The following is a 22,775-nucleotide window of genomic DNA, read 5'->3' as shown; positions in this document are numbered from 1 at the left end:
GGCAAAAGCGCGAAGCGCGTCTTCGCGCTTTTGCCCGGGCATGACGAGCTATTTCTTCGCCATCTGGGCCACGGCGTGCATCGCGGCGATGTAGCCATATGGCCCCAATCCGCAGATGACGGCGGTGGCGGCCGATGAAATCTTGGAATGCCGGTGCAGTTCGTCGCGCGCGTGAATATTGGAAATGTGCACCTCGAGCACCGGTCCCTCGAACGCCTTGATCGCGTCGATGATGGCGATTGACGTGAAGGAATAGGCGGCCGGATTGATGATGATGGCGTCGGCGGTCTGCCTCGCCGACTGGATCCAGTCGACGATCTCGCCTTCGTGGTTCGACTGGTGAAAGGATATCTCCAACCCGAGCTGCTTCGCATGCTTTTCGCAGTCCTCCTTGATTTGCGCCAACGTCGTGGTGCCGTAGATGTGCGGCTCGCGCACCCCCAGCAGGTTCAGGTTGGGGCCGTTCAGGATCATCAGTCGTTTCATGGCGTCTTCCTCTGGTGGGCTGCCGAATTGTTTTATGGGGCGGTGAGGCGGCCACCCTAGCCGGGATGCCGCGCGGCGCAATCCGCCTATCACAAGTTCGTTTCGAACGGTCGCGCCACATTTCGGCCTTGGCTCTACCCGTGATTGCCGGTCGCTCTCGTGCTATTCTGATGGCCGGCGCGCATGCAACGACGCGCCGGCAAAGCAAGACGAACGAGAGGAAACCCCATGGAACTCGGATATTTCTCGATGCCCTCGCATCCTCCGGAGTGCGGATTGAAGGAGGGCCACGACTGGGACCTGCAGACGCTGCGCTGGCTCGACGAACTCGGCTACCAGGAGGCCTGGATCGGCGAGCATCATACCGCGCCCTGGGAGCCGCATCCTTCGCCGGACCTGCTAGTCGCCCAGGCGTTGCGGGAGACGAAGAACATCCGGCTCGGCCCCGGCGGCTTCCTCTTGCCCTATCACCATCCCGCCGAACTCGCCAACCGCGTGGCGATGCTCGACCACCTCTCCGACGGTCGGTTGAATTTCGGCGTCGCCGCCAGCGGCCTGCCGAGCGACTGGGCGATGTTCAATGTCGACGGCATGAGTGGGCAGAACCGCGACATGACCCGCGAGGCGCTGGAGATCATCCTGAAGATGTGGACTGAAGCTGCGCCCTGGACCTACACGGGCAAGTTCTGGACGGTGAGCAAGCCCGACACCATGTTCGATTTCCTCAAACCGCACATCCTGCCGAAGCAGGCGCCGCATCCGCCGATCGGGGTCGCCGGCCTCTCCAAGAACTCGGACACCCTGAAGCTTGCCGGCGAGCGCGGCTTCATCCCGATGAGCCTCAACTTGAATCCCGCCTATGTCGGCAGCCACTGGGATTCGGTGGAGGTGGGCGCGGCCAAGACCGGGCGCAAGCCGAGCCGGCAGGACTGGCGGCTGGTGCGCGAGGTGTTCGTCGCCGATACCGACGAGGAAGCCTGGAAGCTTTCCGCAGGGGACATGATGGGCCGGATGATGGGCGAGTATTTTCTGCCGTTGCTCGGCCATTTCGGTTTCAAGGATTATCTCAAGCACGCCCCTGACGTGCCTGATAGCGACGTCACCGTGGACTATTGCGCCCGCCGCAACTGGGTCGTCGGTTCGCCGGCAACGGTGGCCGAGAAAATCGAGACCATCTATCGCGAGGTCGGCGGCTTCGGCGTGCTCTTGGTGTTCGGCTTCGACTACAAGCACAAGCCGGAAGCCTGGCATCATTCGCTGAGCCTCTTGCGACACGAGGTGATGCCGCGGCTGAAGCATCTCGGCGCCGAGTTCGGCAAGGCCGCGTGAGCCGACGCTCATCCCTCCCCCGCGTGAGCGGTGGGGAGGGTGGCCCGGCGCAGCCTCCTGACCGCCGAAGTCCGCCTTCGGACGAAGGCGGTTGGGCGAAGCCGGGTCGGGTGGGGGTGCGTCAGCACAGGCATTGCTCGTGAAGCGCACTGGTGGTCGCATGCGCCATGCCCTACGCTGCGTCTCAATCCGGCCGGACAGATTCCGCGTCGGCAAGAAAACGCCAGGGAGGCATTGTCATGACCACACGCCGTGATTTTCTGAAGGGCACCGCGGCCGCTACCGGCGTCGCCTTCTGCAGCTGCGGCATGCTGCGCAGTGCGCATGCGCAAAGCGCGGCCGCGCCGCACAAGCTCCCGGTGATGGTCGCCGGCAAGCGGGTCAAGACCATCGACGTGCACGCCCATTGCGTGATCCCTGAGGCTTCCAGGCTGCTCGGGCCGCCGCCGGGGCCGCCGCGGCCGCCCGTCTTGGGCAGGGAGGAGGTCGTCATCGCGATGGACAAGCGGCTCGCCGCGATGGACTCGCAGGCCGTCGATCTCGAGGTGCTGTCGATCAATCCCAACTGGTACAAGGCCGACCGCGAACTCGCCGGCCAGGTCGTCAAGCTGCAGAACGAGAAGCTCGCCGAATTGTGCGCCTCGAAGCCCGACCGTTTCGCGGGCTTTGCCTCGCTGACCCTGCAGGCGCCGGATCTGGCGGTGACGGAACTGGAGACCGCGATCAGGAAGCAGGGGCTGAAGGGCGCCGCGATCGGCGGCAATGTCGATGGCGTGCCGTTCTCCGACGCCAGATTCCATCCCGTCTGGGCCAGGGCGGAAGAGCTCGGTGTTCCCCTGTTCATTCATCCGCAGGGCATTCCCGAACTCGACAAGCAGGTCGCTGGCAACGGCTGGCTCTCCAATGCGATCTCCTATCCCGTCGAGACCACGATCGCGCTGTCGCACATGATCTTCGAGGGCACCTTCGATCGCTTCCCCAGATTGAAGCTGATCGCCGCCCATGGCGGCGGTTTCCTGCCGTCCTACGCCGACCGTTCGGACCACGTTTGCCTGGTCAGTCCCGCGAGCTGCAATCCGGACATCAAGCTGCAGAAGCAGCCGACCGAGTACCTCAAGCAGATCTATTTCGACTCGCTCGTCTTCACGCCCGAGGCGCTCCGTCATCTCGCCGCGCAAGTCGGCGCGGGCCAGATCGTGCTCGGCAGCGACTATCCCTTCCCCTGGCAGCTGCAGCCGGTCGACCACATCTTCGCCTCCATTTCGCTCAGCGACGACGACAAGGCCGACATCCTCGGCCGGACGGCTGCGAAGCTGTTGGGCATCGAGGTGTAGCCTTCTTACCTCGCCCCGCTTGCGGGGAGAGGTCGGCGCGAAGCGCCGGGTGAGGGGGACTCTCAGCGAGTCCCGATGTTGAGAGAGCCCCTCACGCCGACCCTCTCCCCGCGAAGGGCGGGGCGAGGGAGAAGTGCATCCCGAACACCGCCACCGCGCGGATCGGCGAGCCCGTGCCGTCGCGCCATTTCATCGGCAGGCCGATGAAGGTGAACGGGCCCTCGCCGAGCAGCGCTTCCAGGTTGCACAGGCTTTCGATGTGGGTGATGCCGAGGTCGAAGCAGGCCTTGTGCACCAGCAAATTGACCTTGCCCTCAGGCCCCGGCCGCATCGAATCGATGCCGAAATGCACCACGCCCTGCGCCGCCAGCCACTGCGTGGCGGCGACGTTGACGCCGGAATTGTCGCTTGCATATTCCTTGCGCGGAAAGGTGCGGGCGTGATGGCCGGTGCAGAGCAGCACCGTGCCGCCCTTCGGCACCTCCACGCCCGCGGCCTTCACCGCGGCCGCGAGATCGTCAGGCGTGATCTCGGCGCGCGCCGCGATATGGCGCAGGTCGATGCAGATGCCGGGCACGATGCAGTTTTCGAGCGGATATTCTGATATCGGCGCGCCCGATTTGTCAAAATGCCTGAAAGCATCGATATGGGTGCCGGCGTGGTCGGGCATCGAGATGAACATCGAGGACAGCCCGTGCACATTGCCCGACGCAGCGTAGGATTCCTCATGCGTGGTCCAGACGCCATGGATGATCGGCGGATGGCCGGGATAGGTCGGCGTCTTGTGATAGAGCTCGCGGCTGAGGTCGACGATCTTCAATGGCGGTCTCCGTTGCTGCGCAAGGCGGGGTTTGCGGCTTGATGTTGGGCCGTGGCGGCAATGTCAAGCTTTGCCACCCTCGTCATCACCGGGCTTGACCCGGTGATCCATCTTTCTTCGAAAGGGCTTCTTGCGAAGATAGATGGATGCCCGGGTCAAGCCCGGGCATGACAAGTGTGCCTAACAGCCACAACTTCGCGATCTCGCCGCATGCATTTTTTGCGCGAGGTATCCATTTATTCCCGCCCTCCAAACAAAGGGCGCAGGGAATGCCGGGCGCTCCATGCGCCCGATAGCCGTGTGTGCAATGGGTAGTAAAAAACGCACACACGTTAGTCAGGTCACACCGGAATCACCCGGCATTCCCCACGCAATGGTTTACGGATTACTTCGTGCTCGCCCCGGCGTACCGGGCTTGTTAGCCACCGTCATCCCCGAGAAGCTTGCTTCTCAAGAACTTGACACTAGCGTCGGGGTGCCAGGCCCACACGACTTCACCGTCCGCAACAAAACGCCCTCGTCGAAAGCACTTCCTCACGTCCACCGCATCCCGCCCCGCGTTGTTGACGTTGCGCAACGCCCCTTTGGTGGGGCGGGACAGCGCGAAATATAGAAGTGATTCGGGTCGGCCGCAAGCGCTATTTACGTATTTTCGAAAATAATTTACGATCCACAGCATCTAGTATGGACGGGGGACGGGGGGCATCAATTCTTGGTGGCGGTCAGCGCCGCACTTTTGCCGAATGGCCGTCGCCACGGATTTGTGGTATAGTCAGATTGGAATCCCGCGATCGTGAAGCACGTCGCGGCAACAAGGAGCGGTGATGTCGAGACCTGTCATTTTCACGATTTCCGCAGCCTGGGACCAGGAAGCGTCGGTCTGGAGCGGGCATTGCGACGACATTCCGGCTGCCGCCGACGCACCGACGCTCGACGAATTGCTGGACAAGATTTCCGCGATGGCGCTCGATTTGCTGCCAGACAATCACCCCGACATTGCGCCGGATTCTCTGTTCCTGCAGATCACCGCGTTACGCGAAGCCGAACCGGTCACAGGCTGAATGGCGCCGCAGTTCGATCGCGAATTGCGGGATTTGCTGCGCGCCGCCGGCTGCACGATGGTCCGGCAAGGACGCGGCAGCCACGAAATTTGGCACAGTCCGATCACCAAGCGTAACTTCGCGGTACCAGTCGGCATCCCGAGCCGCCACACTGCCAATGCGATCCTGCGTCAGGCTGGACTGCCGAAGGCTTTCTGAGCCAGTGGGCCGGGAAGGCAACCTCAATTCTTGGTGGCGGTCAGCGCCGCATTGAGCAGGCCGCTGTTGCCGGTGATGTGGGCGCCGTCGGACGACACCAGATAGTGGTCGGTCCAGTGCGGCCGGTGCGCCGCGACCATGCCGTTGTCGCAGCTCCATGTGCCGCCATCGCCGGTCGTGGACGACAGTCCGCCGCCCGGCTTGAACCTGACGCCGACTCCGTTCGAGAACGACCAGGAGCCGAGCAGCATCTGGCAGCGCGAGTTCCCGGCCGGGGCTTCCTTGGATGCTGCAGTTCGGGGACCAGGATGTGTCTCCGTCCGCCGCGCGGGGGTTGCAGGAGGTGGCGGCGGCGGGGCCGGCTCTACGGCACTTCGCTCGCCGGAGATTGTTTTTTCGCTGGGGCCGACCGAGCCACCGACGCTGCCGGATTGGGCGAGGGCGGGGGAATTGGATGCAAGGGTCGCAAGCAGCAGACCCAGCGTCGCGATTGCCAGGCCCTACTTTGCGGGCCTTTTCGCGCTCCATGCCCAGTTCTCCCCTTGGACGTACGAAGCTCACCCCGAAGGGTTAGGCCTTGGAACGGCTGCGCCGGGCCCCTCTGGGAGACAGATATGTCGTCAAAAACGCGATGGCCCCACCCGGATTCTTATATAGTTCTATTCTCGCTCGAACTCACGATTCGGCAAAATCGTACTCTAATGCAAAGTTGTATTGGGCTCGAATTTCCGCCGCCCTTCGTCTAAGTTCCTGTGCGTCAACCAATAGCGTATCCGGTAGATCTGCCTCACTATCCAAAGCGCGCGCAAATAGGATCCATTCTTCCGGACCCTTGGTAGCGATTGCGTCGAGTAATTTGCGAGCCTCGCCAGGGCGCTTTTGCTCAATAAGGAGGCTAGCTTTAAGATGCGCCAAAGCATCACTCCAGGCGGGAAATTCGCTGACGAAATCAATGTCCTGCTGTGCCATCTTAAAATCGCCATCTCGCGCAGCGCAAACAGCCCTTATCGACCTTATCCGAAGATTGTCAGATCCATCTCTACCTATTAGACGCGTTAGCAATTGGTTTGCTTCCTTGAAATTCTGGCGCCTCATAAGTAATTGGGCAAGCCGAAGATCCGACTGGCCCGTGTCGTCTGGCATTCTTCGCAACCGGTTTATCGCCTGTTCCGCGGCTACCAGATCGTTTCGCGCGAGATCAACGCCAATTTGGAAGTCGGCGAACATGGCACTATCGCGTATCAATTCTTCATGTTTAGTCAAAAGCTTCCGCAGTTCATTTAGTCTGCCAGATTTCTTATATGCGAGAGCTAGCTCGTGCACTGCGGATCGGTTTAATTTTCTGTCTCTTGTTGCCTCGACTAAGAGATCAATCGCTTTCGCATAGTTACGTTGCCTTCGGAAAGAGTGCCCGCGGAGAAAAGGAACAGAGCGATACCCCTTCGAACTCATGGCATTAATGATTTTATCCGCGTCGGAATATTTCCCTAGCCTAATATTTGCGCGTGCGACCGTGGACAAGACCTCTTCTCGTGTCGCCTCACTCATCTTCATTTGATCTGAGAGCTTGCCCCAACGGATAACTTGCTCGAGTATTTTTGGATCGTCCTTCCCGCGAGCATAGTTTTCACGCAGGACGTCAACGAGAGTGCCCGGCGTGAGGAGCGGAAGTAATTCGGGTGGCAAGGCGGCGCCTTCGAGAGCGTGCATGAATACAAACGCCTCGAACAAATCATTTCTGAATTCTCCTTTTGTTTCGGCCGCTTTCCATTCCCGCGAAAGCTGCTGAGAGAATTTCTTCAAGAGTGTCGGAGGCGTTATATTGAATCGACGGAACACGAAACGAATCGCGGGCGAGATAGAGAAGCTCGACCCTGTCGCCACCACGAGACAACCAAGAATCAGGTTCTCGATGGATATTATAAATTCCTCAGATGTCAGGCCGTCCGATATCAGAACTTTTTCTAACAGGTCCCCATTTAGCCCGGGCACCCAACTCAACAATGAAAGAATCTTCTTTTGTGGCTCCGTTAGCGCATTGCCTTCGATATTCTCGCCGAGAATAGTTGTTTGAATGTTGAATAGCTGACGAGGATCGCGTTCGAGAATGTGAACGCCCTTGATGGCGGACAATCTTACCGCCGCATTTGCGACGTCAGCGTGACCGCCTATGGCACGCACAAGCTCGTCCGAGACAGAGAAGTTCTGCACCCTCAAACGTTCGGCCGTTCGAATCATCAATGCGCGAATATCCTTATCATCAAGTTCCTCGATGCGCATCTGAACTACATTGCCGATTGATTGGATAACTTCAGGCGGTATCTGACGATTGCTGATTAAGAAAATCGTTGCTGTGTTCGGTACACCCGATAACAGTGGGATCACCCACTCTTTTGGGTCGCCTCTGTCTTCAAAAAAGCCGCCCGCAGACACAAACGTAACTGCCTGGCCCAGTGTGCTGAAATGCCGGATGAGTCGGATAATTTCGGCGATCTGCGTATCTAGCGAAAGATTTTCGAAGGCCTGTCTTTCCTTAAGAGCGACATCCGCTGGAAGCACCGGCGTAATTTCGGTTCTGAGCGCCTGAAAAAGATCGACAAGGTCCGCTGAGGCAGAGAGTGGCAAGGTTGGGCCGAACGCTAGATTCGCATCAGCGGCCAAAGCATTGCGAATGTAGTAGGATGCAAACGTTCTTCTCCCAATACCCCGAAAGCCAGTTAAAAAATACACGTTAGGGCTGACGCGCGTTCGCGCGTAATTATCGGCTGCGATTTGCTCTAACCTATCGAGGGTTTTTCCGCGGCCGATAACACGGACAGCTCCAGGAGACACGCCAACATTTGGTTCAAGGAGGACGCCTGTGATGTACCGCGCTATGTCGGGCGCAGACCAGCCAGCGCGCGCGATCCAATGGCTGCGGAGCCATTCCGGTAGGTCCGATAATCCTACTTCGCGGTCAGTTGGAAATACCAATATCCGATGATTTTTCTTTTGTATTTGCTGCAGCCTAGCCTGATCTATTTCGAAGCCCACCCACGGCGATTGCTGCCCGATCTTTGAAGCAAATAAAACAAAAACAAGCGCGTCTTGGACGGTGCGCTCCATTTCCTCCAGCAGACGTTTGCCGTTTTCGAAACTCTTTTGGTAAAAATAGGCAAGCCCGGTAGGCAATCTTTGGCGCACCTCGGAGACGAATTTGCGTCGACGAAGGATAGAGAAAGAAATACTCTCGCGCTCATGGTTCTCACCTTTCGGCGACGCCTTTTCTCTAGGCTCGATCTGCGATCATTCTAGACGTTTGATCAACTTAGCTACAAGCGCTCAACCGCCTCGGTGCGCGTGAATAATCGCCGCACGGCGTTGCTTGGCCGTTAGCCCCTTGCGATCGGAATCGCTGATGCGCTTTTTCATGGCGGCGGAGAGTTCGATACCTTCGACCGCGCTGATTTTTGAGAAGCGCTCGCGGCCGATCACAAATCCGGAAATCTTGGTTTTGTCGGGGGAATTCTTTCGACTACTCATGCTGGAATTCTAGCACATTTCGAAGGCGGCTACATCAGAGCCTGTCAACGGCTGATGGAGTCCCAAAACAAAAACAGCCGGGTCTTTCGACCCGGCCATCCAAAAGCTCTAATCCCTGCAGCGAGATGGGATTGGGTTGAGGGTACCACGACGGACCATTCCCGTCTCGGGCCCGGACGCGGCGCCAGCCCGGCATTCTACTTTGCATGGGGTTGTTTTCGCGTTTTTTGTAGTGGCCCCTGCCGCAGGCGCTGTGTTCCCCGCCTCAGCCCGCTTTCTTCTCCGCCGCTGGCGCAGCCTTCTTCTTCTCGATCGCGCGCTTCAAATCCAGCGCGCGCGGCGACAGCACGCCGGCCTTCGCCTTGATCAAAAACGCGTCCAGCCCGCCATTGTGGTCGACGCTCTTGATGGCGTTGGTGGAGACGCGCAGGCGGACGTTCCGGCCCAGCACGTCGGAGATGAAGGTGACGTTGCACAGGTTCGGCAGGAAGCGCCGCTTGGTCTTGATGTTGGAGTGGCTGACCGTGTGGCCCACTTGCGGACCCTTGGCCGTCAGTTCGCAGCGCCGCGACATCTCGATAAATCCTCTGCCTTCCCCACGGCGCGCTTTCGCGCTTGGGGGTTCAAAATTTTGGTCCTCTAGGGAGCGGCGGACCTATAGGGCGGGATGCCCGGGGCGTCAAGGTTTTGCGGCAAAAACCGGGCCTGAAAACCGAGGTTTCACGGGCGTTTGAGGCGGCTGCCGATCATATAAACGGCGCATTCCGCGGCGAAATGGAGGGTTCCGTGCGTTTTGGCGGGTTTGGTTTTCGCAAGTTCACCAAAGCCGCTTCTGTCCGTTGCCTGCGGGCTATTTCTGCTTAAATGATTTACCCAACGCGCGTATCGATGGACCGTCCCCTGGTGACCACGCAGAGCATGATCCCACCGCTTCCGGCCAAGGCGGTGCTGCGGGCGCTTTCGGGCGCGCTGGCTCTGTGGTGGCTGGCGCCGCAGGCGGCTTTGGCGCAGGGGCATCTGGAGGCGCAATATGAGGCGACGCTGGCGGGCATTCCCGTCGGCAAGGGCGCCTGGACCATCGACATCGGCGAGGACCAGTTTTCCGCCGCGGCCTCCGGCGGCACCTCGGGCCTGCTCAAGACGCTCTCCAACGGCTCGGGAACCGGCGCCGCCCAGGGCCGCGTCGTCAACGGCGCGCTGGTCTCGACCAATTATTCCGCCTCCACCACGACGTCGAAGAAGTCCGAAGCCATCCACATGGTGCTGTCGAACGGCAACGTGAAGGAATACGGCATCGAGCCGGAGCCGCCGGTCGATCCGGACCGTATCCCGATCACCGAGGCGCATCGCCACAGCGTCTACGATCCGATGACGGGATCGATGCTGCGCGTGCCCGGCACATCAGACCCGCTCACGCCCGAGGCCTGCCACACCGGGGCTGCGGTGTTCGACGGCCGCATGCGCTATGACCTGAAGCTCGATTTCAAGCGCATGGAAACGGTGAAGGCCGAGCACGGCTATTTTGGCCCGGTCGTGGTCTGCGCGATCTACTTCTCGCCGGTCGCAGGCTATATCCCCGACCGCGCCGTGATCAGGTATCTCACCGCCCAGCGCAACATCGAGATCGCGTTCGCGCCTGTGGCCGGAACCCGCATCCTGGTGCCGTTCTGGATGAAGATCCCGACGCCGCTCGGCCCCGCGATGCTGGAAGCGACATCGTTCATCACCACCGCGACGCCGCCAAGGGTGGCGAAGACGAATTGAGGACCCATATCACCTCTCCCCGCTTGCGGGGAGAGGTCGAAATTCGCGGTAGCGAATTTCGGGTGAGGGGACTCTCAGCGAGTCTCGATGCCGAGACAGCCCCTCACCCCAGCCCTCTCCCCGCAAGAGCGGGGCGAGGGAGCGCTGGCACTGCGCCTTGCCCCGAGGAGAGGGATGAGCGATCGATGGCTGCTGTCAACTCCAGACTAATCTGGCGTCACCGCTCGGCCCGCGTCCAGGTCTCGCCGCCGCACAGCGCGCCGACGCAGCCTTCGACCCGCAGCGCATCCGGACCCGCCACCGAAACGTTGCTGGCATAGCTGTTGCCGTCATCGGCGTTGTAGATCTGGCCTGACCATCTGTTCGGGCCCGATGGACGCATGCCCATGAACAGCGGCAGCCCGATCATCGGGCGTCTGGCGAGTGCCGGATTGGGGTTCTTGTCATCGACCTGGGGTTTGCCGGTCGCTGGATTGATCGGGTCTCGCAGCCACACCACGACGCCGCAAATGCCGCCGCCGCATCGGCTGACGCGCACCTTGGCATCGCCCGCTTGCGTCAGCCAGGTACCGCTTGCCTCGCCGCTCTCCTGCGCGTGCGCCGCCGGCGGGACCAGCAACGCCGCCAAAATCATGAAAACAAATCCTGTTCTGCGCGCCATCGCGTCCCCCAAAAAGCGCGCCTGCTTAGCAGCAAATTCCATTCGTGCAATGCCGGATCAGCCCTGCCGCGCTCATTTGCCCCACCGCAAAACCAACGGCCGCAGGGCTCACCACGGCAGCCCGCAGAGGTCGATGGTGCCCCGCTGCGGCGCGCGCCTGATGTCGAAGACGTAGGGCGCCGTGGCGTCGTAGCGAATCCGCCCCTCGGGCTGATCGCAGAAAATCTCGCCCTCGAACGGCTTCCAGCCGCGGCCCACATAGAATGCCACGTTGTGCGGCTCGCAAAACAGCAGCGCGAAATCGATCGAGCCTTCGTCCCTCAAGAATTGAATCGCGGCATTGAGGGCAAGGCTGGCATAGCCGCGGCGCCGAAACCCCTCGTGGGTCAGGACGCCGCCGATGCCGCCGGCCCGCATCTTGCGGCCGTTCCATTTGACGTCGCGGCGCTGGACCCCGACATGGCAGACGACGCCCTCCGGATCGGCCTGAAGCAGCACCCGCCATTCCGGATAGGCGGTGGTGAAGCGGCCCCAGGGCAGCTTTTCCACCACATGCGGCGGCCAGATCGCATTGAACAATGGCTCTGCCAGCGGCCACGATGCGTCGCCGTTCAGCACTTCGATTTCGATGCTCATTCCACCCTCACGACACTTGTCCCGGACGCGGTGCAGCGCCTCTTCGGCGATACGCCGCAGAGGCGGGACCCAAAAAACGCAGTCTGGACCCCGAATCAGCAGCGCACCACGCCGCAAGCGCGGCGTGCTGCGCAGCATCCGGGGCACGCCATTGGAAACAGCATTTGGTTGGTGACCTTGATCACAGATCAGAGTTGAACCGCCTTGCTGTCATAACGACAAATGATATGATTTTCGCCGTTCTGGATCTGGGAATATCGATGCGCCGGCTCGCCGCCCTGGTAGCTGCTCTGTTGGCAATCTGCTTTGCCAGTCCGTCCGCCATGGCCGCCAAGCGCGTGGCGCTGGTGATCGGCAACTCGAACTACCAGAACGCCCCCGCGTTGACCAATCCCGCCAATGATGCCGCCGCCATCACCGAGATGTTCAAGCGGGCGGATTTCGATGTGATCGATTCGCGCCGCGACCTCAAATCGCAGGAGATGCGCCGCGCGCTGCGCGATTTCGGCGACAAGGCGCGGGGCGCCGATATCGCGGTAGTCTATTTCGCCGGCCATGGGCTCGAGGTCGACGGCAGCAACTATGTCGTTCCCGTCGACGCCGTGCTGGAACGCGACGCCGATGCCGAAGACGAAGCCGTTTCGCTGAACCGCATCCTGCTGGCGGTCGAGCCCGCCACGCATCTGCGGCTCGTGATCCTCGACGCCTGCCGCGACAATCCCTTCGCCAAGAAGATGAAGCGGACGCTGGCCTCGCGTTCGGTCGGGCGGGGCCTCGTCGGCGTCGAGGCCAACAAGCCGAATACGTTCATCGCCTTTGCCGCGAAGGAGGGCTCGACCGCGCTCGACGGCGACGGAAAGAACAGCCCGTTTTCGGCGGCGCTTATCAAGCACCTGACCACGCCCGGCCTCGATATCCGAAAGGCCTTCGGCTATGTCCGCGACGACGTGATGAGCGCGACCGGTAACCAGCAGGAGCCGTACACCACGAATTCGCTCGGCGGCAACGACGTGACGCTGGTGCCGGCGCCCTCGGCGCCGCTCCCCGCCGGCGGCAACGCCAACACCGAGATCCGCCGCGACTATGAACTCGCCGAACGCGTCGGCACGAGGGAAGCCTGGGATTCCTTCGTCGCCGCGCATCCCACGGGCTTCTATACCGATCTGGCCAAGGCCCAGCGCAACAAGCTTGCCGCCGAGGCGGCCCAGGTGGCTGCGACCGAAAAAGCCCATGCCGCGGCGGACGAGCAGGCAAGACTTGCCGCCGAAGGTGCCAGGGCCAGCGAGCAGGCCAGGGCCGCTGCGGCCTCGAAGGCAGCCGAAGCCGAGCGCCTGGCGGCCGAAAAAGCCAAGGTTGAAGCCGAGCAGGCCAAAAAGCTTGAAGAGGCAAAAATCGCCCAGTCGCCGCCGGCGAAGGCTGACAAGCCCGCCGAACCGGCAGCTCCCGTCGTTGCGGAGCTGACGCCGCCGGCCGCGCCGGAGGCGGCGAGATCCACCGCCCCCGCGCAAGACCTTCCCCGGCTGTTGCAATCCGAGTTGCGGCGCGTCGGCTGCAAGACCGGCGACATCGACAGTGAATGGAATGCGGCGGCCCGAAAGGCGCTGTCGTCGTTCAACGACCACGCCGGCACCAAATTCGACGTCAAGCTCGCCAGCCTCGATGCGCTCGATGCGGTGAAGGCGAGGGCCGGGCGGGTCTGTCCGCTCGATTGCGACCGCGGCTTCCGCGCCGACGGCGATCGCTGCGTCAAGATCACCTGCGACAGCGATCAAGTGCTGGGCCCGAACGGCACCTGCCGCCCGCGTCCCGAGCGCGCGCCGAAAGTCGTGGCCCATCGCGAGCGGCGCTCGCCCGCCGGGCACGGCGGCAGGTGTTTCGTCTACAACGGTGCCTCGGTCTGCGAGTGAAGCGCCGGCTGGTGCACCGGACGCTCGCTCATCGGCGGCTCAATAAGGCGTGCATTCCGCGTGTGTCACGCGCGGCTTCGAGCAAAGGGCCACGCCCATATTGCTGGTGAAGGAGTATTGACGTCTACCCGGCTTGAGCCGGTTCTCGACCCGCAGGCTGCAGGAATTGCCGATCACGGTCATGTACACGAGAACCAGGTTGTTGGGGTATTCTCGCACCGCCTGCAATGTGTGCCTGTTGACGACACGCACGGAGGCCGAGCCGCCCAGTGCCTCGCTTGGCTTGCCGCCAAGCTTGCCCGTATAGTTTTCCCGTCCGCCGAAGGATGAGCTCAAGCTGAGGTTCGCGGTGCGGTCGGTGGCGAGCTCGCCCGAGCCCTCGATACGAACGGCAAAGTTCTGCAGCGCGGGTTGCTGGCAGTTCGCAAGCCCGTCGACGATGAATTTCGCGCGGATCATGGTCGCCGCATCGCCTGAGACAGGCGATAGCGCCATCAAAGCGGCAATGGCCGCAAGGCTACGGATCAGTCGGATTGCCATCTTCACCCCCCAGACGTTCGTGATCGGAATTCCCGGCGATCCCTGATTTAATTGCAGGATGCGATGGTTTGCAAATGGCCCGTGCCGTCGGCGGGACGGCCTGCCCCGCGAAAATGCGGTGTTTAAGCGCGATGGAACCTTCTATAAGGGTCCCCGTTAAGCCAATTCTCCCATCATTTCGGACATCACCCCATGACCTTTACGCTTCCCCCCCTGCCTTACGCCTATGACGCCCTTGCACCTCATATGTCCAAGGAAACGCTGGAATATCACCACGACAAGCATCACCAGGCCTACGTCACCAACGGCAACAACGCGATCAAGGGGACTGAATTCGAGGGCAAGTCCCTGGAGGAGATCGTCAAGGCTTCGTTCGGCAAGAATGCCGCCGTTTTCAACAATGCCGGCCAGCACTACAACCATCTGCATTTCTGGCAATGGATGAAGCCCAATGGCGGCGGCAGCAAATTGCCTGGCCGGCTGGAAAAGAAGATCACCGAGGACCTCGGCGGCCTCGAAAAATTCAAGACCGATTTCGCCGCCGCCGGCGTCGGCCAGTTCGGCTCGGGCTGGTGCTGGCTGACGATGAAGGGCGGCAAGCTGGAAATCACCAAGACGGCCAATGGCGAGAGCCCGCTGGTCCATGGCGGCACGCCGATCCTCGGCTGCGACGTCTGGGAGCACTCCTACTACATCGATTATCGCAACCGCCGCCCCGACTATCTGAAGGCGTTTTGCGATCACCTGATCAACTGGGAGCATGTCGACGAAATGTTCTCGAAGCTCTGACAGCGCACTCCGTCATTGCACGCCGTCATTCCGGGATGGTCCGAAGGACCAGACCCGGAATCTCGAGATTCCGGGTTCGATGCTAGCGCATCGCCCCGGAATGACTGACGAGCGCATGGGCCTCACCGAGGCGCGCATGGATTTCGTCACACTTCCGTTTGCATCGCCCAATCCGCGCGACTAAGCAGGTTCGAACCGCCACCGCGTCCCAGACCCATTGCCTTGACAGAAATCCCCCTGAAAGACCCGGCGCCCGCCGCCGCGGACGGCGAACCGCGTCCCGGGCACATCCGAAAACCCGTCGGCTGGTCGATGATCATGATCGGCGTATTGGTCGCGGTCAGCGCGGCCCTGGTCTACAGGCGCGACGGCATCAGGGCGTCACCGAAATTTTGAACCACGATCTCTGGCTGTTCGGCGGCATCCTGCCGCGCGTGCTGGCGGGCTGCCTGCTAGGGGCCTTCATCGCGGAAATATTGCCGCACGAAAAGGTGTCGCGCTCGCTCGGTCCGCAATCGGGCCTGAAGGGCCTTTTGATCGGCACCGCGTTCGGCGCGATCCTGCCGGGCGGTCCCTTCACCGCCTATCCGGTGGCGAGCGCATTGCTCACGGTCGGCGCCGATTTCGGCGCCACCATTTCGATGGTCGTGAGCTGGACCCTGATCGGCTATGGCCGCGCGGTGGCCTGGGAATTGCCGATCATGGGCACCGACTTCACGCTATGGCGGGTGCTGATCTCGCTGCCGCTGCCGGTCCTGGCAGGCGCGCTCGGGCGCTTCGTCTATGTCAGGATGTATCCGGCGAAGGGCGCGGTCGAATGAGCGCGGCGCTACTCATCGACATCATCCTGTGGGGTTCGGTCGCAGCCGTCGGATTCATCGCGTTCCAGCGTGGCCCGAACATCCTGACCGCCTCGCTGCGCGAAGGCTCCATGGATTTCGTGCGGATCGTGCCGCGGATCGCGCTGGGCGTGATCGGCTCGGGCTATATCGCCGCCGTGATCCCGCAGGAAATCATCACCGGCTGGCTGGGGCCAAATAGCGGCTGGCTCGGCGTGCTCACCGCCGTGATCGCGGGCGCCGCCACCCCGGGCGGCCCGGTGGTCGGCTTCTCCATTGGAGCTGTGGCGCTGAAGGCCGGCGGCGGCCCGCCGCAGGTGATCGCCTATGTCATCGCCTGGGCGCTGTTCGCCTTCCAGCGGCTGTTGCTGTGGGAAATCCCCTTCATGCCGGCGCGCTTCGTCTGGTTTCGTGCCGCGGTGTCGCTGCCGTTTCCGTTCCTGGCCGCCGCGATTGCGATGGCGGTCGGCAAGCCGTAATACCTTGCGGGCTGGCAGCGATTGCGCGGTCTCCATTCGCCGCGCCGCCGTTGCAATGAGACCTGGATAAAGAAATGAGCCGTTTCTGGAGCCGCTTGACGCACGACTTGAAGCCCTATGTGCCGGGCGAGCAGCCGCGCATGGCGGAGCTGGTCAAGCTCAACACCAATGAAAATCCGATTGGTCCTTCGCCGCGCGTGCTGGAGGCGATCCACGGCGAGGCAACCGATGCGCTGCGGCTCTATCCGGACCCGCAGGCGTCAGCGCTGCGGGCCGCCCTGGCCAGCTACCATCAGGTGCGGCCAGAGCAGGTGTTCGTCGGCAACGGCTCGGACGAGGTGCTGGCGCACGCCTTCGCCGCTCTGCTGAAGCACGATGCGCCGCTGCTGTTCCCGGACATCACCTATAGTTTCTATCCGGTCTACTGCCGCCTGTTCGGCATCGCCTACGAGACGGTGCCGCTCGATGCGGCCATGCAGATCCGCATCGCCGACTACCTACGGCCGGCCGGCGCGCTGGTCCTGCCCAATCCGAACGCGCCGACGGGGATTGCGCTGTCACGGGCGGAGATCGCGACGCTGCTGGAGCAGCATCCCGACGCTCCCGTCGTGATCGACGAGGCCTATGTCGATTTCGGCGCCGAGACCGCGATCCCGCTGGTTGCCTCGCATCCGAACCTCCTGGTCGTTCAGACCATGTCGAAATCCCGGTCGCTGGCGGGCTTGCGGGTCGGCTATGCGATCGGCGACGCCGGCCTGATCGAGGCGCTCACCCGGGTCAAGGACAGTTTCAATTCCTATCCGCTCGGCCGGCCCGCCCAGGCCGGCGCCATCGCTTCGCTTGCGGACGAGGCCTGGTTTCAGCAGGCCCGCGCGCGCGTCATCGAAGCCCGCGAGCGGCTCACCCTCGGACTGCAGCGGCTCGGCTTCGACGTGCTGCCGTCATGCGCCAATTTCGTCTTCGCCCGTCATCCGGCGCAGCAGGGCGCGCGGCTTGCCGCCGCACTGCGCGAGCGCGCCGTGATCGTCCGCCATTTTGCCGCGCCGCGCATCTCCGACTATCTGCGGATCACCGTCGGTACCGATGCGCAAATCGAGGCGCTGTTGTCGGCATTGGCGGAGATTTTGGGTAGCGAGCCGGCGGCTGCCTGACGGTGGCGCCTCGTCGTTTGTGGTTGGTTCGACCATCGCGTTGCCCGGCTGGCAAAATCGCGCTGCCTCATCATTCCTTGGAGGGTGGTATTCAGTTTGGAATTTAAGCTGGGGCAGGCCCCTTTGCTTTCACGGCCGCGCCAAATGCCTCTCTTGCCTCTCGCCGCTCCCTGAGCGCTAAATCGCGGCCCAATTCATCCCTGCACTTGCCCAACAGTTTTCCATCGAACTCCCTTGGAACGCCGCGTTCGGTTTCCCAAAAGGCATAGACGCCCTTAACTTCCTCGTCGCTTAAGGATGCTACTAAGGCAGTAGCTATTTCGGTTATTTTTGAAACGCCGCCCGTCGTTTCGACGACAATCCCGACAGTACTAGCGGGTCCGGCGCTCGTTCCAAGAGTCGCTGTCGACGTTACGATGGGGCGCACAGATAAAAATGTTGATACGAGGGCCTTATCCCAAACGCTCGTCGTATCGGCCTCTTGTAAAAGGGCCTTAGACTGGGAGGCCCTGGCTGGCTCTATCCCAAGAAGATGCACGCGGACGCCGTAGTTTTGTGCAATCTGAACGCCGACTCTAACGTCCTCATCTCCAGAAAGCAGAATTGCATCGCAGATCGCGCCTAAGCGCGCCAATTCGATAAGGTCGGTTACGATTAAAGAATCTACGCCTTTTTGTTCGCCGACACTATTCAATAGGCCAAGACGGAGCTTTACATTGTCGAGTTGCGCAAGTTTGTCTTGCTCCAAAGTGGGGCCGCGATAGCTAGCTCCATCATACCAATAAATTCGGAGCAACTCGCAGTGCCCGGCCTTCTGATCTACAAGGGCCTTCAGCGCGGCGATTGCGAGCCTCTCGTTTAGTTCGAGAAGGGATCGGGCCTTTTTGCTACCAGTTAAGGCGACGCTGCCTTGGGCGAAGAGATATCCCGCATCCACGAATACGGCGGCGCGCTTCACCAGAAGACCCCCCAAATAGAAAGGGCCCCCTCAGGAGCCCTTTGGTAGGCTCGCGGTCCCTAGATAGTCTAGCAGGGCTCCACGAGGTGAATTGTTATATACGCTTAGAACGCGCGCCGCGCAATAGGGTTCATGGACCCAAAATCTTAATTTTGTTAAGAATTTCCAGTATCTTAGTGGAACCGCGACAATCTTTCCACCGTCAATTTCGGGAAATTTTTCGGTGCCGAAGGCAGCTATGCTTGGCGCGCCACGGCCTCGCCCGGGTCACCGCTTCACGGCAGCAAGCGGCTCGCGCGTGCCGAGCGAAACCATTTTCGAAACATGTCCTCGGTGTCCATCATCTCGGTAAAACCGGCCTGGTTGATCTTGACGGTCGAGACGATCGAGGGCGGGCCCTGTGTGGCCTGGCCATGGCGCATGCTGTAGTCGGCATATTGAAACGACAGGCCGACGAACGCCTCAAGGCCGGGTGAGATCAAACCGTGCTTGCGCCGCAGCGCCTCCCAGGGCGCGATCCATTGCGGCCAGCTTTGCGCCAGCGACAGCGGGACCGCTTCGCCCGGCTTCATGTCCAGCGCGTCTGCAATCGCCGGCCACACATTCTCCCAGGTGAACACGTCGCCATTGGTGACGTTGAACGCCTCGTTGCGGGCGGCATCAGCCTCGCCGGCCCAGGCAATCGCGCGCGCCAGCAGGTCGACATCGACCGCCTGCGACACCCGCGCCGCGCCGCCGGGATAGTCGAGAGGGCGGCCCTGTTCGCGCAGCATGGCGGCATAGACGCCGAGCGGGGGGATCAGATCCATGGCGCCGCCCATCGCCAGGCCCACGATCAGGACCGGCCGCAGGATGCTCCAGTGCCAGGCCTTGCCGTGCTGCAATTCGCGCAAAAAATTCTCCTGCGCCGCCCAATAGAAATTCGGCTGCTCATACATCTCCGAGCGGCCTTCCCGCGCAGGAACCTTCAACGGGCGGACCTGGACGCCATAGGCCTTGGTGCCCTGCAGCAGCGCGACATGCGCAAGCGCGGGCGCCGCCGGTTCGAGCACCGCCATCAAATTGCGCAGCATCCGGTCGTTGATTCTGATCTGGCTCTCGTCGCGCCAGCCGTCGACCAGGTTCGGCACCTCATAAAGCGCGGCATAGACGAGATGGGTGGCGCCCAGCAATTGAGGAGCGGCGCGGGCACATTGCGCGGCATCCGTCAGGTCGGCCTGAACATGGCTGGCACCATGGAGATCGCGCGGCTTTCGGCGCGATAGTGCGACGACTTCGCAATCCCCTGACGCGCCGAAGTGCCGCAAGGCGGCGCTTCCCACCAGCCCGGTTGCGCCCGCGACCACGACTTTCTTGTTCTTCATCTGCCGGACTCCAGGTGCGCAGCTCATAGCAAGCGTAGCCCGGATGGAGCGAAGCGCAATCCGTGGTCATCGGACCGCCATAGCCTTTTCCCCGGATTGCGCTTCGCTCCATCCGGGCTACGTACTTTGTGCCTCGTCGGGCAAATCACCCACGTCCCAAAGACCTTATCCGGCCTGCTTGTCAAGCCCTCTCGGCAAAAATATTCTGCTTTACCGAATATTCGGATTATCCTATATTACGTTCCGTCCCGCCCCACGACGAGGGGCGTTTCGCGATCGTCACTAAACGCGGGGCGGGATGCGGTGGACGCTGAGGGTGCTTCAAGACGAAGGGCATCCGAGGCGGACGGAGAAATCGTGTGGTTCTGGCACCCCGACGCTGGTGTCAAGTTCGCGTTAAGGAACGCGGGCGACGGTGGCCAACAAGCCCGGAGCACCGGGGCGAGCACGTAGCAGCCGTAAAACCATTGCGTGGGGAATGCCGGGTGATTCCGGTGTGACCTGCTAACGTGTGTGCGCTCTACCCACTACCATTGCACACACGACTATCGGGCGCATCGGCCGCCCGGCATTCCCTGCGCCCTCTGTTTGGAGGGCGGGAATAAAGGAATACCTCGCGCAAAAAAGCATGCGGCGAGATCGCGGCGGTGTGTCCGCAAAACACACTCGTCATGCCCGGGCTTGACCCGGGCATCCATCATCTTCGCAAGAAACTTTTTCGAAGCGGATGGATTGCCGGGTCAAGCCCGGCAATGACACTTTGATGGCGTTCGCGCCGACCCGCTAAGCTCGTGAGGGAGGCGAGATGCACGGCAGTGACAGTGTTCGCCACACCGCCTGTCGCCCCGGCCCGCAGCGCCCGCATTGGTAGACATCCGTAATGTTATAATATAACATTTTTCGATGGATGGTCCCCACTCCCACAGCCACGATCACGGCCACCCCCATGGCCACGTGCATGTCCATAGCCACGGCCTCGCGTCACCGCATCCGGCGCAGGCCGCGCCGTGGTCGATCCTGCGCATGACCGTGGTGGCGCGGTTCGCCGCTGCGGTCGCGGTCTCCGCCGTCTTGTGGGGCATCGTGTGGCTTTCGATGAGATGAGCATGGCCGCGCAGATCAAATTCCGCGACGTCACGCTGGGCTATGATCGGCATCCGGCCGTGCATCACCTCGACGGCGAGGTGGCGTCCGGCGCGCTGCTGGCGGTGGTCGGGCCCAATGGCGCCGGCAAGTCGACGCTGTTTCGCGGGCTGGTCGGCATCCTGAAGCCGCTTTCGGGCGCGATCGAAACCGGCGGTCTCGATATCAGGGATATCGCCTATTTGCCGCAGACGGTCGATATCGACCGCAGCTTTCCGATTTCGGTCTACGATTTCGTCGGCACCGGGCTGTGGCGCAGTGTCGGCTTCTTCGGCGGCATGAGCAGAGGTGCGCGCGACAGGATCGCCAACGCGCTCGCTTCCGTCGGCCTCAACGGGTTCGAGAATCGCGCCATCGGCACGCTGTCCGGCGGGCAGATGCAGCGCATGCTGTTTGCCCGCGTGCTGTTGCAGGACGCGCGCCTGATCGTGCTGGACGAGCCCTTCAACGCCATCGACGCAAAAACCTCGGCCGATCTGCTTGATCTGGTGCGGCGCTGGCACGCCGAGAAACGCACGGTGCTGGCAGCGCTGCACGACATGGATCTGGTGCGCGCGAATTTTCCGGAAACCCTGCTGCTGGCGCGGACGCCGGTGGCCTGGGGCGCCACCGCCGAAGTATTGACCGCGGAAAATCTGCTCGAGGCCCGGCGGATGTGCGAGGCCTTCGACGAGACTGCCGAGGCCTGCGCCGTCGACGACCTGCCGTCACAGGCCGCCTGATGATGTACGACGCGCTGATCGCGCCCTTCACCGAATTCGAATTCATGCGCCGCGCGCTCGCCGCCGTGATCGCGCTGGCGCTCGGCGGCGCGCCGATCGGGGTGTTCCTGATGCTGCGGCGGATGAGCCTGGTCGGCGACGCGATGGCGCATGCGATCCTGCCGGGCGCTGCGATCGGCTTCCTCGTGTCCGGCCTCAATCTGTTCGCGATGACATCGGGCGGATTGATCGCGGGCTTTGCGGTGGCGATTCTCGCCGGTGCCGTATCGCGCTCGACCGGGCTGAAGGAGGACGCTTCGCTTGCCACCTTCTACCTGGTGTCGCTGGCGCTCGGCGTCACCATCGTCTCGATCAAGGGCACCAACATCGATCTGCTGCACGTGCTGTTCGGCAACATCCTGGCGATGGACGATGCGACGCTGCTGGTGATCGCGGCCAACGCCACCATCACGCTATTGGTGCTGGCGGTGATCTTTCGCCCGCTGGTGATCGAGAGCGTCGATCCTGTATTCCTGCGCACCGTGAGCCGCGCCGGCGCGCCGTCGCATCTGCTGTTTCTCGCGCTCGTCGTCATCAACCTCGTCAACGGCTTTCAGGCACTCGGCACACTCCTTGCGGTCGGGCTGATGATATTGCCCGCCGGCATCGCGAGATTCTGGTCGCGCGACATCACCGGCATGATCTGCATCGCGGTCGCAAGCGCCGTCGTCTCGGGCTATGCGGGGCTGGTGCTGTCGTTCCAGACCAAGGTGCCCTCGGGGCCTGCGATCATCCTGGTGGCGGCGGGGCTTTATGTCGCTTCGGTGCTGTTCGGAAGTGTCGGTGGCCTGGTCCGGCAGATGTTTCCCGGGCGTCACCTGGAGGCGTAGCGCCATCTATGAATTTAGAATCACCTGCAGCCACGTGCTCGGCGCCACCTCTCCCGCTTGCGGGCAGGGGAATCGCATATGGGTTTTCACCGGCTATTGCATTGGAAGGCAAGACGGATTCTGAAGATGACTCCCGGATTATGGAGGGGGTCGAATGCGGAAGTTCAAGAAGGCCTTTGGGCGGTTGCCGGATCCGCGGGCGG

23 protein-coding genes and 1 pseudogene are annotated in these 22,775 nt (G+C 62.0%); 13 read left to right on the top strand and 11 right to left on the bottom strand.

Annotated features, from left to right (window positions below; genetic code table 11):
* Positions 1-48: 48 nt before the first annotated feature.
* Positions 49-486 carry a type II 3-dehydroquinate dehydratase gene (aroQ, locus tag VK804_RS09485; RefSeq protein WP_325370268.1) on the bottom strand — a complete coding sequence of 146 codons (438 nt, stop codon included), beginning with the start codon at positions 484-486 and terminating at the stop codon, positions 49-51.
* Between the two features lie 228 nt (positions 487-714).
* Here aroQ and VK804_RS09480 point away from each other — a divergent pair, with 228 nt between their 5' ends.
* The gene (locus VK804_RS09480; protein ID WP_325370266.1) at positions 715-1,815 is read left to right on the top strand and encodes an LLM class flavin-dependent oxidoreductase; all 1,101 of its coding nucleotides are present in this window, start codon (positions 715-717) and stop codon (positions 1,813-1,815) included.
* A gap of 239 nt (positions 1,816-2,054) precedes the next feature.
* Positions 2,055-3,149, top strand: a complete 1,095-nt coding sequence (locus VK804_RS09475) for an amidohydrolase family protein (RefSeq protein ID WP_325370264.1) — start codon at positions 2,055-2,057, stop codon at positions 3,147-3,149.
* A gap of 91 nt (positions 3,150-3,240) precedes the next feature.
* Here the strand turns inward: VK804_RS09475 and VK804_RS09470 are convergent, their stop codons facing one another.
* Positions 3,241-3,969 (bottom strand): cyclase family protein, encoded by a 729-nt coding sequence (locus tag VK804_RS09470; RefSeq protein WP_325370262.1) that lies wholly within the window; start codon positions 3,967-3,969, stop codon positions 3,241-3,243.
* An 824-nt stretch (positions 3,970-4,793) separates the two neighbouring features.
* On the opposite strand from VK804_RS09470, the gene VK804_RS09465 reads away from it, so the two are divergent.
* Both VK804_RS09465 and VK804_RS09460 read left to right on the top strand, forming a co-directional pair.
* On the top strand, positions 4,794-5,030 hold the full coding sequence (locus tag VK804_RS09465) for a DUF1902 domain-containing protein (RefSeq protein WP_325370260.1): 237 nt from the start codon (positions 4,794-4,796) through the stop codon (positions 5,028-5,030).
* On the top strand, positions 5,031-5,228 hold the full coding sequence (locus VK804_RS09460) for a type II toxin-antitoxin system HicA family toxin (protein WP_325370258.1): 198 nt from the start codon (positions 5,031-5,033) through the stop codon (positions 5,226-5,228). It begins immediately after the preceding gene.
* A 23-nt stretch (positions 5,229-5,251) separates the two neighbouring features.
* Here VK804_RS09460 and VK804_RS09455 read toward each other — a convergent pair whose 3' ends face one another.
* From VK804_RS09455 to rpmB, 4 genes are all read right to left on the bottom strand, one after another.
* Positions 5,252-5,479, bottom strand: a complete 228-nt coding sequence (locus tag VK804_RS09455) for a hypothetical protein (RefSeq protein WP_325370256.1) — start codon at positions 5,477-5,479, stop codon at positions 5,252-5,254.
* 424 nt (positions 5,480-5,903) lie between these two features.
* Positions 5,904-8,441 (bottom strand): TIR domain-containing protein, encoded by a 2,538-nt coding sequence (locus VK804_RS09450; protein WP_325370279.1) that lies wholly within the window; start codon positions 8,439-8,441, stop codon positions 5,904-5,906.
* Positions 8,442-8,549: 108 nt separating this feature from the next.
* Positions 8,550-8,702, bottom strand: a complete 153-nt coding sequence (locus tag VK804_RS09445) for a hypothetical protein (protein WP_325370254.1) — start codon at positions 8,700-8,702, stop codon at positions 8,550-8,552.
* Positions 8,703-9,015: 313 nt separating this feature from the next.
* Positions 9,016-9,324, bottom strand: a complete 309-nt coding sequence (gene rpmB, locus VK804_RS09440) for a 50S ribosomal protein L28 (RefSeq protein WP_325370252.1) — start codon at positions 9,322-9,324, stop codon at positions 9,016-9,018.
* A gap of 344 nt (positions 9,325-9,668) precedes the next feature.
* Here rpmB and VK804_RS09435 point away from each other — a divergent pair, with 344 nt between their 5' ends.
* Positions 9,669-10,514, top strand: coding sequence for a DUF3108 domain-containing protein (locus tag VK804_RS09435; RefSeq protein ID WP_414642744.1), 846 nt, complete (start codon positions 9,669-9,671; stop codon positions 10,512-10,514).
* Between the two features lie 217 nt (positions 10,515-10,731).
* Here the strand turns inward: VK804_RS09435 and VK804_RS09430 are convergent, their stop codons facing one another.
* Both VK804_RS09430 and VK804_RS09425 read right to left on the bottom strand, forming a co-directional pair.
* A complete protein-coding gene (locus VK804_RS09430; RefSeq protein WP_325370248.1) occupies positions 10,732-11,175 on the bottom strand; it encodes a DUF2147 domain-containing protein in 444 nt (147 codons plus the stop codon).
* Positions 11,176-11,283: 108 nt separating this feature from the next.
* Positions 11,284-11,811, bottom strand: a complete 528-nt coding sequence (locus VK804_RS09425; protein WP_325370246.1) for a GNAT family N-acetyltransferase — start codon at positions 11,809-11,811, stop codon at positions 11,284-11,286.
* A 227-nt stretch (positions 11,812-12,038) separates the two neighbouring features.
* On the opposite strand from VK804_RS09425, the gene VK804_RS09420 reads away from it, so the two are divergent.
* Entirely contained in the window at positions 12,039-13,718 is a 1,680-nt protein-coding gene (locus VK804_RS09420; RefSeq protein ID WP_325370244.1) for a caspase family protein, read from the top strand.
* Between the two features lie 39 nt (positions 13,719-13,757).
* Here the strand turns inward: VK804_RS09420 and VK804_RS09415 are convergent, their stop codons facing one another.
* On the bottom strand, positions 13,758-14,177 hold the full coding sequence (locus tag VK804_RS09415) for a hypothetical protein (protein ID WP_325370242.1): 420 nt from the start codon (positions 14,175-14,177) through the stop codon (positions 13,758-13,760).
* Positions 14,178-14,450: 273 nt separating this feature from the next.
* Here VK804_RS09415 and VK804_RS09410 point away from each other — a divergent pair, with 273 nt between their 5' ends.
* The 4 genes and pseudogenes from VK804_RS09410 (at position 14,451) to hisC (ending at position 17,516) form a co-directional block, all read left to right on the top strand.
* The gene (locus VK804_RS09410) at positions 14,451-15,047 is read left to right on the top strand and encodes a superoxide dismutase (RefSeq protein ID WP_325370240.1); all 597 of its coding nucleotides are present in this window, start codon (positions 14,451-14,453) and stop codon (positions 15,045-15,047) included.
* Positions 15,048-15,284: 237 nt separating this feature from the next.
* A pseudogene (locus VK804_RS09405) lies at positions 15,285-15,868 on the top strand (permease).
* The gene (locus VK804_RS09400) at positions 15,865-16,365 is read left to right on the top strand and encodes a hypothetical protein (protein WP_325370238.1); all 501 of its coding nucleotides are present in this window, start codon (positions 15,865-15,867) and stop codon (positions 16,363-16,365) included. The pseudogene VK804_RS09405 and the gene VK804_RS09400 overlap by 4 nt, the downstream one beginning before the upstream one ends.
* Before the next feature lie 74 nt (positions 16,366-16,439).
* Positions 16,440-17,516, top strand: coding sequence for a histidinol-phosphate transaminase (hisC, locus tag VK804_RS09395; RefSeq protein WP_325370236.1), 1,077 nt, complete (start codon positions 16,440-16,442; stop codon positions 17,514-17,516).
* Between the two features lie 103 nt (positions 17,517-17,619).
* Here hisC and VK804_RS09390 read toward each other — a convergent pair whose 3' ends face one another.
* Complete coding sequence (locus tag VK804_RS09390) at positions 17,620-18,474, bottom strand: NYN domain-containing protein (protein WP_325370234.1); 855 nt, start codon at positions 18,472-18,474, stop codon at positions 17,620-17,622.
* 275 nt (positions 18,475-18,749) lie between these two features.
* Positions 18,750-19,838 carry an NAD-dependent epimerase/dehydratase family protein gene (locus VK804_RS09385; protein WP_325370231.1) on the bottom strand — a complete coding sequence of 363 codons (1,089 nt, stop codon included), beginning with the start codon at positions 19,836-19,838 and terminating at the stop codon, positions 18,750-18,752.
* A 903-nt stretch (positions 19,839-20,741) separates the two neighbouring features.
* Here VK804_RS09385 and VK804_RS09380 point away from each other — a divergent pair.
* Genes VK804_RS09380 through VK804_RS09370 form a run of 3 tightly spaced genes read left to right on the top strand, consistent with a single transcriptional unit; the run spans position 20,742 to position 22,572 of the window.
* Positions 20,742-20,942, top strand: a complete 201-nt coding sequence (locus tag VK804_RS09380) for a hypothetical protein (RefSeq protein ID WP_325370229.1) — start codon at positions 20,742-20,744, stop codon at positions 20,940-20,942.
* 2 nt (positions 20,943-20,944) lie between these two features.
* On the top strand, positions 20,945-21,703 hold the full coding sequence (locus VK804_RS09375) for an ABC transporter ATP-binding protein (RefSeq protein ID WP_325370227.1): 759 nt from the start codon (positions 20,945-20,947) through the stop codon (positions 21,701-21,703).
* Complete coding sequence (locus tag VK804_RS09370; RefSeq protein ID WP_325370225.1) at positions 21,703-22,572, top strand: metal ABC transporter permease; 870 nt, start codon at positions 21,703-21,705, stop codon at positions 22,570-22,572. The genes VK804_RS09375 and VK804_RS09370 overlap by 1 nt, the downstream gene beginning before the upstream one ends.
* Positions 22,573-22,775: the final 203 nt, after the last annotated feature.

This window comes from Bradyrhizobium sp. (genome assembly GCF_035484855.1).
GTDB lineage: Bacteria > Pseudomonadota > Alphaproteobacteria > Rhizobiales > Xanthobacteraceae > Bradyrhizobium.
This window is presented reverse-complemented; position numbering and strand designations above follow the sequence as displayed.